Annotated in this window: 7 protein-coding genes; 2 read left to right on the plus strand and 5 right to left on the minus strand. The window is 45.0% G+C overall.

Annotated elements, in window-relative coordinates:
* The first annotated feature begins 79 nt into the window (after positions 1 to 79).
* Complete coding sequence (locus R8806_RS01165; protein ID WP_183312858.1) at positions 80 to 2,212, plus strand: Tex family protein; 2,133 nt, start codon at positions 80 to 82, stop codon at positions 2,210 to 2,212.
* Between the two features lie 132 nt (positions 2,213 to 2,344).
* Positions 2,345 to 2,578, plus strand: coding sequence for a hypothetical protein (locus R8806_RS01170; protein ID WP_124317443.1), 234 nt, complete (start codon positions 2,345 to 2,347; stop codon positions 2,576 to 2,578).
* Positions 2,579 to 2,585: 7 nt separating this feature from the next.
* Here R8806_RS01170 and R8806_RS01175 read toward each other — a convergent pair whose 3' ends face one another.
* Genes R8806_RS01175 through R8806_RS01195 form a run of 5 tightly spaced genes read right to left on the minus strand, consistent with a single transcriptional unit; the run spans position 2,586 to position 13,321 of the window.
* Positions 2,586 to 4,916: an ABC transporter permease gene (locus R8806_RS01175; protein WP_124317442.1), complete on the minus strand. Its 2,331-nt coding sequence runs from the start codon at positions 4,914 to 4,916 to the stop codon at positions 2,586 to 2,588.
* A 2-nt stretch (positions 4,917 to 4,918) separates the two neighbouring features.
* Positions 4,919 to 7,297 (minus strand): ABC transporter permease, encoded by a 2,379-nt coding sequence (locus tag R8806_RS01180; protein WP_151412176.1) that lies wholly within the window; start codon positions 7,295 to 7,297, stop codon positions 4,919 to 4,921.
* A 2-nt stretch (positions 7,298 to 7,299) separates the two neighbouring features.
* The gene (locus R8806_RS01185) at positions 7,300 to 9,642 is read right to left on the minus strand and encodes an ABC transporter permease (protein WP_164719575.1); all 2,343 of its coding nucleotides are present in this window, start codon (positions 9,640 to 9,642) and stop codon (positions 7,300 to 7,302) included.
* A gap of 2 nt (positions 9,643 to 9,644) precedes the next feature.
* On the minus strand, positions 9,645 to 12,032 hold the full coding sequence (locus R8806_RS01190) for an ABC transporter permease (protein ID WP_124316109.1): 2,388 nt from the start codon (positions 12,030 to 12,032) through the stop codon (positions 9,645 to 9,647).
* A 38-nt stretch (positions 12,033 to 12,070) separates the two neighbouring features.
* Entirely contained in the window at positions 12,071 to 13,321 is a 1,251-nt protein-coding gene (locus R8806_RS01195) for an efflux RND transporter periplasmic adaptor subunit (protein ID WP_124316108.1), read from the minus strand.
* Positions 13,322 to 13,362: the final 41 nt, after the last annotated feature.

A 13,362-nucleotide genomic window follows, 5' to 3' on the forward strand; every position in this document is an offset into this window, starting at 1 on the left:
ATTCGATGAATTTATTTGCTGAATGGAGATAGCGATTAAATAAAGAGTGTGTATCTTAGCAATCTAAAATCAATTATGTATGGAATATTATATAGATCCGGTCACCTTCGTGACACAAAAGAGTGGTTTTGAGAGTAGATATATTAAAAATTTATTGGGGTTACTGGATGAAGGGGCCACGATACCTTTCATTTCCCGTTATCGGAAAGAGATGACCGGGAGTATGGACGAGGTGCAGGTGGGACAGGTGCGAGAGATTTACGAGCAGTTCAAGGAATTGGAAAAGCGGAAAAAGACGGTGTTGGAGAACATCGAGCAGCAGGAGAAACTGACCCCGGAACTACGGAGACAGATAGAACATTGTACCGATTTACGGGAACTGGAAGATATTTATCTGCCTTATAAACCGAAAAAACAAACTCGGGCATCAAAGGCAAAAGCAAAGGGATTGGAACCTTTGGCTGCCATGTTGATGAAACAGGATAACGGGGATGTATGGGACAAAGCGGCTCGTTTCGTGAAGAATGACGTGGAGAATGAAGAAGAGGCTTTGCAGGGTGCTAGGGATATTATTGCCGAGTGGGTCAGCGAGAATGACCGGGCAAGAAACACCGTGCGTCGCTCTTTTGACCGGATGGCCGTGGTAAAAGCGAAAGTTGTGAAGGGGAAAGAGGAAGAAGGGGAGAAGTTCACGGATTATTTCGATTATTCCGAGCCTTTGCGGAGGATTCCTTCCCACCGGATGTTAGCGATTCGTCGGGGAGAGGCTGAAGGTATTCTGAAAGTGGCGATTGAAATCCCGGAAGAGGAAACGATCGAGTCTTTGGAAAGAATATTCGTGAAAGGTCGTAACGAGAGTGCCGAGCAGGTGACCATGGCGGTGAAAGACGGGTATAAACGTTTGTTGCTTTCGTCTATCGAGACCGAGTACCTGCAAAGCGGTAAGCAGAAAGCGGATGAAGAAGCGATTAAGGTGTTTGCTGAAAATCTGCGTCAATTGCTTTTGGCACCACCTCTTGGGAATAGGCGGGTGTTGGGTATAGATCCGGGATTCCGCACGGGGTGTAAGGTTGTTTGTCTGGATGAAACGGGAAATCTGGTACATAATGAAACCATTTATCCTCACCCGCCACAAAACGAGGTAAAACAAGCGGCTAATAAGATTACCAATCTGGTCAACTCGTACCGGATCGAGGCGATTGCTATCGGTAACGGTACGGCAGGACGTGAAACCGAACGGTTTATCCAGAGTTTGCGTTATGACCGGGATATACAAGTGTTTGTCGTGAGTGAAAGTGGGGCATCGATTTATTCGGCCTCTAAGATAGCCCGGGACGAGTTCCCGCAGTATGATGTAACGGTGCGCGGTGCCGTGTCGATAGGGCGTCGGCTGATGGACCCATTGGCCGAGTTGGTAAAGATTGACCCGAAGTCTATCGGGGTAGGGCAATACCAGCATGATGTCGATCAATCCAAATTGAAAGAGAGTTTGGATCGGGTGGTCGAGTCGTGTGTGAACCGGGTTGGGGTGAACGTGAACACGGCAAGCAAGTACTTGTTGACTTACGTCTCCGGATTGGGGCCGACTTTGGCAGAAAACGTGGTTACTTATATCAAGGAGAACGGGGCATTCCGTAGTCGCAGCGAATTGAAAAAAGTGAAACGTATGGGAGAGAAGGCATTCGAACAGTGTGCCGGGTTCCTTCGTATCGAGGGGGCCGAAAATCCCTTGGATAATTCATCCGTGCATCCGGAATCATACGCCGTGGCAGAACGGATGGCAAAAGACTTGGGCATCTCGTTGAAATCGTTGATTGGTAACGAGGAGGCTTGTAATAAGATTGAATTATCCCGTTACGTGAATGACCGGATTGGGTTACCCACGTTGAAAGACATCGTGGATGAACTCAAGAAACCGGGGCGTGATCCCCGTTCCGTGGCTAAAGTATTCAGTTTCGCTGACAACATTCATACGATCGACGATTTGGAGATCGGGATGGTTGTTCCGGGTATCGTGACTAATCTGACGAACTTCGGAGCCTTCGTGGATATTGGCGTGAAACAGGACGGACTGGTACACATATCCGAGATTGCCGATAAATATATTTCGAATCCGGCTGATGTACTTTCTTTGAATCAGCATGTTTCAGTGAAAATCGTGCAGGTTGATAAGGTGCGGAAACGTATTGGGCTTTCAATCAAGCAGGCGTGAAATAGAAACTTGATAACCGAACAACTACCGAACAACCTACCGAACAACTGGCGAAATTAAGATGTCTTCTTGATATTCGAACTTTTTTCCTTTTCTTTCGTTTCACGTGTATAAATTCAAACGAACACGGTTATGAAAGAGAAGGAAAAGAAACAAGAGAATATGGATGTGAAAAAGCATCTGACACCCGAAGATGATGAGAAATTACACGAGGCATATATAAACGCTTTAGGTGAAATTCTGGAGAATGACGATGATGATGCCCGGGATAATTTGGCTAATTACATGGACGAGGTAAAAGAAGAGTCCGATGTCTTGGGTACGGAACCAGACGAGAATGATTTGGATAGGGGAAAGAACGCTTGACTTTCCCCTATTTTATAGTATCTACCGGATTCATCCGGGAGGCTTTAAATGCTTGCCATGCGACGGTCAGCGTGCCAATAACGACTGCCGCTATACCGATAAAGATAAATGATACCGGAGAAATTTCGTTTTTATAAACGAACTGTGTGAGCCACTGTACTGAGCAGTAATAGGCAATCGGCGCCCCGATGCAAAAAGCAACTAGAATCCATTTGATAAAACGGGCGCATAGTAACACGGTGATTTGGTTTTCACTGGCCCCGTTGATTTTACGGAGGCTGATCTCTTTCCGCCTGTTCTCCACGGAGAACCATGCTAACCCGAATAAACCTAAGCCGGCTAGCAAAATGCTGATATAGGAAAATATTGAAAGAATTTTCATGACTTGTAACTCTTCTTCGTGAAACTCCATGAATCGTTCAGACAAACTACAAGTTTTTATTTCGATTGCCCCCGGAGCAACTTGTTTCCAAAGTGCATTAATCTTTTCTTCAACTATTTTTCGGGTACCGGGTTGAATACGGATAATATGACGATCGGACCCGGTATCACTGAATCGAATAAATAATGGCGTGATCTCTCGGGTGAGTTTATCTCTTGGATAATCGGCAACGACCCCGACGATCGTGTAGGTTTCATCCCATATTTGGAAGGTTTTACCTAAAGGCTCTGTTATCCCTTGTTTCTTTAGAAAAGTCTCGTTCACGATGGCTTCATGTAATCCTTGTTTTCCCGGAGAGAAAAGTCTTCCTTCCAAAAGTTGTATATCATAAAAATCAAAGAACGAGAGGTCGGCTTCCGTGCAATCCACGGACATATTATCTAGTCCGTAAGTGCAATTTTGAGTGATAGCACTCATCGTTCGGTGGGTGATCTCCGGGATGGAAGAGAGTTGGTCATAGAAAGCTTTCGTTGTTTCATCTTCTACCGTGTAAAGTCCCCATCCTAATATCAAAATTTCATTGGCGTGTGGACGGCAATGTGTTGCGAAGTCCATCTGGTGGTGAATGTTTACCACTGTTGTCGTCAGGATAATGGATATGGTAAACTGGGTAATCACAATATTGCGAATAAGAATGGTTTTTTGTTTGTTTTCATTCTTTAGAATTTCAGATAGAGAATTTTTGTTGATTTTTAGGATCACGTATAAAGGAGGTATGATGATAATTGTACCGAGTAAAAGAATTAGCACCAGTGGAGTATATCCGGCATATAAATCCGATAGACATAAATCGGAAGTAATGAATGTGTTGAAATAAGGAATAAGAATATGGATAATACCAATAGATACGATAAAGGAAAACATAACGAGTAATCCGGTTTCCATGATTAACTGTTTACGTATTCCTTGTTTTGATTCTCCCGAAATAAGTTGAATCCCGGTTGTTTTTAATTGTTGTATGGTACGGGTCAGACAAATGTTGATGTGGTTGAAGCAAGCGATGATAAATATGAGTATGGCAACTCCCATGCCTAAATAAACGAAAGAAGGATCACGTTTAAAGATTAATCCGTCCTCGTATAAATATTTTGCTTTTGAAAAATAAAGTTGTTCAACAGGTTTTAGATAGATCGTTCTATCCTTAAATACTTCTTCGTTCCGATCATTTATTTTTGTTAGGAAATTTGGAGCTGTAACTTTAGACGAAAGCTCGATAAAAATGTAAAAAGAGAATCCGGTAACTTTTGATATTTCTTCGTCCGGTAATCCTCGTAATATCCCAAAATGGAGAAAATTCTTTTGCGAATCGTCAATAACAGTTGTAATTGTACAAGGTTCGAATATCTTTTTGTAGATATTTTTCTCCCCGTCAAAATGAACAATATAGCGCCCTAATGTGAGAGATTTCCCAATAGGGTTAGCAATTCCGAATTGTTGGCGGGCAAAAGACCGGGTAACGGCAATTTCATTGGGGGATGAGAGTGTTTTGCGTAAATCTCCCGATAAAAGGGGAAGTTTAAAAAAGTCGGTGAAGTTGGGTGTAACAGAATAAGCATCCATGTAGTCCGGTTCTTCCGCTTTTTCACTGAAAAGAAGATGTTCATTCCGGAATACACAATAGGCTTTCACTTCTGGATAAATGTTTTTTAGTTGAATCCCGCTTTCCCCGGAAATGAAAGCATCATTGGGATGGACGTCTTGTTTCCTTTGCTCCTGAACAAGATAACTATTTTTACTATTCAAGATAGAATGAGCGATATTATATTCGTGTATCACGAAAGTAACGAGCAGCGTGCAACACGTGATCCCCGTGATCAGGCTAATCAAAGAAATCAGCGTGTAGGTCTTGTTTTTTATCCAACCTCGAAATATGATTTTGAATTGAACGTTTTGCATGATTATTCGGTTTTAAGGGTATCTATCGGGTTATTTCTTGATGCTTGCCGGATCTGCCAGTTGGTCACGAGCAGAACAATACAAAGGGATATAACGACGGTAAGTACGAAAATCCAAGGTTGTATTTCTATCCTGTAAGCGTAGTTTTCCAGCCATTTCCGGGAGGCGTAGTACGCTATCGGCAGACCGATCACGCAGGCCACGAGAACTTTTGTCATGAATTGTCGGTTAAATAGTAACATGATTTGTCGTTCCGATGCCCCGTTTACTTTCCGAAGGGCGATCTCCCTCGTTTTGCTTTCCACCATGAATATGGCAAAAGCGAATATCCCCATACCACCGATTAGAATGGCGATCAGTGAAAACAGGATCACGAGTTCCATAAAGGCCATGTCTTTTTGGTATAGGTCTGAGTAATTATATTCCTTGCACTCGAAAATATATTCTGGGTTTCGAGATAGATATAAGTCTTGCAGATATTCAAGAATCTCTTGCCGTTTTCCCGGTTGGTAACGTATTAATAATAAATACGAGGATGGCGGTAAAATCATCGTGGGGCGTACCGGGTAATGGAGTGATTGCGTGTGATAATCTTCCGTAACTCCTGTAATTCGATAGTGAACAGAATGTTGCTGGTTTAGGATCATTCCTAGAGGGTGATCCAGTTTGAACGTTTCCACGAATTTTTTATTTACCCACACGTCGGTTGTTGATGAGTAATTATTTTCAGGCGAGGGATTAAATTCGATAGGAGTAAACTCCTGACTTTCAATAATCGGAATTTTATATACATTGGTAAAGTCTTCGTCCCCGTATGCACATACAACATCAATTTGTTTTTCCGGCTCTGTGAGAAGGGGTATTTTCTCGATGGAGGGTATGTAAGTAAAAGGTATACTCATACCGTTACATACATAAAGAATTCCGGGATGCTGAAGTAATTCTTCTTTTAGAGGTTGATAGCTGCGGGAATTGTCAAACCAGCCAACTTGAAGGATATGTTCCGTATCTATCCCTAGTGGTTTGTTTTTTATAAAATTAATTTGTGAAATAATGATGGTACAATAAAAAAGTAATGAGGTGAAAATACCGATTTGTAATATGGTTAAAATTTTGGAAAGATTTATCTGTTGTGGTTTGGGTTGGAGCATACCTCTCACACCTTCCCGGCTAACATGATGTTTAAAGTGAAAGTATAAAATGGAGCAAATGATCCCCATAATCAGACATATAAATCCTACAAATACGAAATTGGAAAGGTTGAAAAGTTCAAATGGATAAATATGCTCCGGTGACAAGATTTGGATAAAATAAGGATGCAATCCATAGGTCAAAATACACGAGAGTAGAAGAATAACTCCTGTCTGTAACCCGATTTCACCGAGCAATTGATAGAATAAATGCTTGTTGCTGGCTCCATAACATTTGTGTATGGCAAAACGGGAAGAATCCCGGTCTTGTTGGGCAATTCGGATAAGTAGGAAGTTTCCGGCAGCAAGTAGTAGAATAAGAATTGTGATACTCCATAATAAATAGGTTAGGGATTGAGAACCCCGTAACAATTCATCTTCTCGTAGATGATCGGAATGAAAATAAATATCTTTCAGGGGTTGAAGTCTGTGACTGTAATGGTTAACGTCGTCCGGCATATTGGATGCGATTGTCGGTAATTTCTTTTCGATAGCTCGAAGGTCTGCGGTTGGTAGGATATGAAAATAGGTGTACAAAGAGTAATTTCCTCGATGTTCATCAAAATATGGGATTCCCTGTCGGCAATCCACGATGATGTTTGCTTGAATCGTCGAGTTCGCCGGAAAATCTTTTATAACAGCAACGACTTGGCATTTGATGTCTTTTTTTCTGTTATTGATTCCATCTTTAATGGTTACCGTCTTTCCAATCGGGTTCTCCTTGTTAAAGTAGCGTTTGGCACTTGTTTCCGTGAACACGATCCATGAAAAAACGGTTGTGTCAATTTTCCCTTGTATCACGGGAATCTCGAACAGATCAAAGAACGGAGGATCGACAAATGCAAGTTTAGGTTCTATGGTAAAATCTTGGTCATCCTTTATTTTTATGCGATAATCTTTTTGAAAATAGCGTGCTACCTGTACGATTTCCGGAAATGTTCGTTTTGCTGCAGGACCGAATGGCGTGTTGGTTCGGCAATTCCAGAAATCCTCATCACCGTATCGGGTGATCACCCGGTAAATATTGTCGCTGTTTTTCAAATACCCGTCCATATTCCACTCGTTTGACGTGTGACTGTATATCAGCCAAGCGGCAGAAAAGGCAATGGACAACCCGACAATATTGATCACAGTGTAAACCCTGTTGCGGGAAAGCTTGCGTACTATGAATTTAAAATATTGCTTAAACATGGCTATTCGGTTTTAAGGGAATCTATTGGGTTTAGTGTTGCGGCATACCAAGATTGGCGAATCACGGTAATAATGCCTATCATGATCACGAGTAATATACTCGTGATAAAAATCCACGGGGATAACTCGGCCCTGTACACGAATTGTGAAATCCATGCGTTAGCCAAATACCAAGCGATTGGAATACCGAGAAGTGAGGCCCAAATCATCCATTTCACAAAACGTCCGCACACGAGCAGCACGATTTGCTTCTCGGTTGCTCCGTTGACTTTCCGCAGGCAAATTTCTTTTGTCCGACATTCAACCGAATACCACGCTAACCCGAATAATCCCATGCAAGAGAGTAGCATACTGATCCATGTGAATACGGAAACGATTCGTGCCGTCCGGAACTCTTCCTTGTGTATATCCCTGTAAATCTCGGCCAAAGAGGTAAAAACCAACGGAGATTCATCAGGAGCGATCGTTTCCCACAAGCTCTGCATCCGGGCAATCGTGGCCTCAACCTCTCCCGGTCGGGTTTTAATCACCGAGCCTCTGGCGTTTACCCAGTCATCCGTCTCCCGGATGATAATTAACGGTTCGACCTCATTCGTGACGTGATCAATAGCGTAATCCTTGATGACTCCGCAAATCACGAAGTCCATCCCGTCATGTGAAAAAGATTGCCCGACTGGGTTTTCGATCTGTTTCTTTCTGATCAGCGATTCATTCACTAGCACCTTGTGGATCGAAACATCGGTAGCATGACACAAGGTATCCCCTGCCACGAGTTCGGCGTGATAAAAACGGAAAAAGCGTTGATCCATCTTTAACGTGTTGGCATTAAACTCCCGGTTAGCGATGGCCCCGTTCATGAGCGGGAGGGTAGAGGTGTAGTCAACAACTTCCGGCAACGTGATCACTTGTTCCTTGAATATCTTCCACGAATGTTCGTCGGGAATATATTCGTGTTCTATGGAAACAATCGATTCCGCGTCCGGGCGAATGTGTGTGATATATTCGGTCTGCCCTTTTATCGTGAGGAAAAGGGCCAGTAAAATGATCGAAATAGTGAATTGGACAACAATAATTCCGGCAATCAGCGAGCGATGAAACGTGTAATTTTTCCTTAGAATATCGGCCAGTGCCACCCGTTCCGCTTTGTACAGGATATAAATTGACGGGAACAGGATCACGGCGACAAGGGTATAGGAAATGATCGGTAGCGTTTCTCCCCGGAACAGATCGACAAAAGCCAGCTTGGAATCCATAAAGGCATTAAACGTCGGTAACACCGTGTAAATCAATGCCAGTGAAATAACGAAAGCAAAGCCTACTTGGAGTGCCGTTTCCTGAATCACCTGCCACCGGATTTCGTTCCGGGAGGCCCCGTGTATCAGTTGCTGGCCGGAATAAAGCAAACGTTGGAACGAACGGGTCATGTTGATATTCACGTGATTAAAACAAGCAATAATGAGAATCAGTAGTGCGATATACAGACTAGTTTGCAACTGTTTATAATCCCGGTACCTGAAAAGTCGGTTCTCGGAATAATCTTTCGTGTAGTACGCCTGTTCGATGGGGAGCAGGAAAAGCGGGGTGGCGTTTTCATCCTTTTCTTGTAGGACGGATAGATCACTTCCCGCTTGCACTTGCACCACGTTATGATACCACGAAGTACTGAAAGGTTGTCGGGCAATCTCTTCCGGGGATAACCCGAAAAGAAGCTCGTAATACAGGACACTTGGTTGGCGATCGTCAATGACTGAGGTGATCGTGTAGTCTTGGTTGACTTGTTGTTGTGAAACCCCGTAACCGTCCCCGTTCTTCACGAATACATCTTTGTAGGTTTCGAGCGTGAGAACCTCTCCCGCCGGGTTTTCCTTCCCGAACGTGCGGAGGGCAAAACTCCGGGTTATCGCGATCTCCAAGGGATGCGATAGAGTTTGTTTTAAATTCCCGCTAATCATTTCCGGTTGGAAAAGCGTGTCGAAACCGGGAGTTACTTTATAAGCGTTATCAATCTCCAGTTTGTGCTTTCCCCGGTGCATGACGACAAATTCTTGTCGAAAAGTGCAGTACCCCGTCACCTGCGGGTATTTCTCGTGTAGTTTTTGGGCAGCCCCGACTGGGGTATCGTACGTTTTCAGTTCCGAGTTGTGGTAAAAATTATCTTTCGTTTGCACCACGTAAAGCTGATCCTCTCCGGGCGTGGAATGTGCCGTTCGCCGTTCGTGCATGGCAAACCCAATCAGTAGCGTGCTGCACGTGAGACCGATAACCAGACTGAATGTCGAGATACAGGGATATATTTTGTTTTTACCCCAATGCCGGAATAATATTTTATATTGGAACATCCGCATGATCATTCGGTTTTAAGGGTATCAATCGGGTTTCGGCGTGTGGCCCGGCGTATTTGCCAGCCGGTGACGAGAACCACCAGTAGCAAAGTCCCCCCGATCACGCAAACGGTAATCCAAGGGCTTATCGTGACTTTATACGCGAAACCTTGCAACCATTGTCGGCAAATCAGATAGGAACAGGAAATCCCCACGACACAGGCGACCGCTACTTGCCCCGTGAAAATACGGTTCAGGTAGATCATAATTTGCCCTTCTGAGGCCCCGTTCACTTTGCGGAGAGCGATCTCTTTGGTCTTACTCTCGGCGATAAAAACGGAAAAGGCAAGTACTCCCATGCCCCCGATCAATAGGGCGATGCCCGTGAATATATACACGAGATGTCCCAGCATGATTTCCCGCTCGTATAGTTCGGAATAGGGATATTCTTGGTAACTCATCAGCGTTTCCGGGTGACGGGTTTCGTGTAATTGTTGCAGGTAATGGATCATCTCGCTTCGTTTCCCTTCCCGGTACTGGACGATGAGGGTGAACGACACCCCCGGAAGGTCACTACCGATCATGACGGGTTGAATCGGTTCGTAGAGTGAACGATAATGGAAGTCCTGCACGATCCCCACGATTTGCATTTTGGCGGTTCCGTCACTCAGTAGCGTTCCGATCGGGTGACTCAATCCCATTTGCCGCACGAACTTCTGGTTCACGACAATCTCCACGACGTCCACGGGCTTACGGGAATAGATTCCCGGTGTCGTGATCTTCGTTTTGGCATCCCGTCCTTCCACGAGTTTTAACTGGTAGGTACGGAGGAAATCTTCGTCACACAAAAGCGAGTAGGATGGTATGCTTTTTTCCGGTTGCTCGGCCAAATGAATATCCCAGTGCGCCCAGTTCCCGATCGGGAGCAAGGCCCCGCAACTCACGGCCAGCACGTCCGGGTGTCGCGACAACTCTTCCTTCAGAGACGTGATCTCGTAGGGATTCGGCCAATCGAAAGAAATCGTGTTCCGGTTATTGTAACCCAGCGGTTTGTTTTGGAGATAATCGATTTGTCGGAGAAACACGATGGAGAAAAAAAGCAACCCGCAGAAGATTGTCAGTTGGGCAATCATCAGAATTTTCTTCAAATCCAGCGACGAGCGGGAAGAGATAATCGTGTTTTTCAGTCCGGAAGAGTTGAGTTTTCGGCTGATATGTCCGTAAGTAATTCCCCCGATGCATCCGGCAAATAGTAGGAAGATGAGCAGGAAACCGATGACTTCCGTTCCGCTCAAATAAAATGGGAAGGGATGCTTGGGCGAAATGATTTGTGCGAAATAGGGATAAAAAATAAAGGTCAGCACGACCGTCAGGGCGAAGGCCGTCACGGTATATATACCTATTTCCTGCAACACCTGCACGAAAATATGTCGATTACTACTCCCGAAATATTTTTGTATGGCAAACCGTTCCGCGTTTTTATCCGCTAGGGCTAGTTTGATGATGAGGTAATTACAAAATGCCAGCGACAGGATGAGTAAGAGGATTCCGAACAGAATCCAGTTAAAAGTTCCCGACCCTTGGGCAAAGGAGAGGTCAAAATCTTGTATGTGATCCGAGTGCAGGTACATTTCCCGTAACGGTTGCAACTGCAATAGCTCCTTTTGTTCCCGGATATAATCAGACTCCCGGTATTCAATTTGAAGTAATTGCTCTTCAACCTTTTGGACATCCGCCCCGTCGGTTAATTGAATAAACGTCTGCACGGCGTTTCCCATGTTGTACCGGAACGAATGTTCTATCACGGAAAAATCCAGAATCACGTCGGCTTGAATGGATGAACGGGGTGGCATATCCTTCATGACCCCGGCAATCCGGAATGTTGAAACACTTCCACTCGTGTACAGGTTTTCCAGATATACCAGTTTCCCTATGGGATTTGTATCCTTAAAGTGACGCCGGGCAATACTTTCCGAAATCACCACCCAGCCGGGGTGTTCGAAGGCTTGAATACTCCCCGTCACGAGCGGGAACGTGAACATACTGAACAATTGTCGGTCCGCGTACCCGCAGGAAATCCCGGTTTGATAGTGATCGTCATTTTCCCAGCGAATTTTCATTTCCCGTGCCGTGATGATTCGGGTATAGTCAGTCACTTCCGGCAGTTCCGCTTTGGCAATCTCTCCCAGCGAGCTGCAAACCTCTGCCCCCCAGTGGGTATTCCCGTCATGTTGAACCGTGATCCGGTAGATGTGGTCGATGTTCTCGTGGTACGTGTTTGTCTGCCACTCTTTTACCAGAAAAGTATAAATAAATATGGAGGCAGTGAGAGCCACGGCCAGCCCGATCGTGTTGATCACGAAATAGCCTTTCCGTTGAAAAATCTGACGTCCTACCAGTTTGAGATGATACATATCGTGTTATTTTTAGCCGTGTTGCAAAGTACAAAAAATCACTTGAAAATAAGTCGTTCATTGTCGCCAAACATTTCGTATCCCGACGTGATGATCTTTTCACCCGGTTGAAGTCCTTCCGTCACTTGATAATAACGGGGATTCTGTTTGCCGATTTTTATTTTTCGCCGGAAAGCCTCTGTCCCGTCGGGCGACAACACGTATATCCATTGTCCCCCGGTGCTTTGGTAAAAAGTACCTCTGGGAATCAGTGTCGATTCGTCCGCCGCACCGAGTTGCAGGTTCAGATGGTATGTCTGTCCCGTCCGGATATTGGGAGGGACGGTAGTCGTGAACTCCAAGTCGGTCTTGAATTGCCCGTCCTTCACGTCGGGGTACACCTTGATCACCCCCATCTGGAAATCCTTCCCTTGTCGCTCCAACGTGGCAGTCAGCCCCTTGCGTACCCGGTCGATATAATGTTCGTCGATTTGTGTCATCACCTTGTAATCGTTCAGCACGTTGATCTTCCCGATCTGGCTGCCGGCCCCCACCACCTGACCGATTTCCACGTTCAGGTCGCTCAACTGCCCGTCGATCGGGGCGCACACGTTAAGCCGGGCATAGCGTTCCTGTGTCAGTCGCAGGTTACGCCGGGCATTCTCCATTTTTTGCTTGAGCATAATGACCTGCGAGTGGCGGCGAATGGAATCTTTCGTTTGTTTCTCCGTGATCAGCTCCCGGTTGTGGATGGCGTACTCGTAATCTTCCTTGGCCACGAGATACTCTTCCTTGGCGATCAAGTCTTCCTCGAAAAGTTGCTTGTTTTGCAAGTATTTTCGTTTCTTCCGTTCCACGTCAAGCTCCAGCGTTAGCCGTTCCTGTTGCAGGTTCAGCTCTTCCCGTTCCAAATCCAGCAAGCTATTCTGCACGGAGTTCTCTTCCTCGGCAAACCGATCCTTGCTATTCAGTATCTCCGTTTCCAGATTCTTACTTTCGAGTCGGATAATGACCTCTCCCGCCTTCACCATTTCTCCCTCTTCCACGAGAATCTCCTTCACGCTTCCTCCTTCCTGCACGGTTAACTGCGAGAACGTCAATGGTTCCACGTTCCCCATGATCCGGATATAGTCATGGAATATCCCTTGACTCACGTCCTCGATAGTCACTTTCTCCTTGTCCACCCGCAAAGCCGATTCGTGATTGCCGAACACGGCCCACCCGGCAAACCAGAGAATAAATATTCCCCCGATGAGGTAAGGTATATGTTTCCTCTTAATTCCTCTTTTTTGTTCTATTAGTCGATCCACGGTTTAATTTTAAATTTAATTATTTTAGATTTTAGATTGAA

Source organism: Butyricimonas faecihominis, from assembly GCF_033096445.1.
Lineage (GTDB): Bacteria > Bacteroidota > Bacteroidia > Bacteroidales > Marinifilaceae > Butyricimonas > Butyricimonas faecihominis.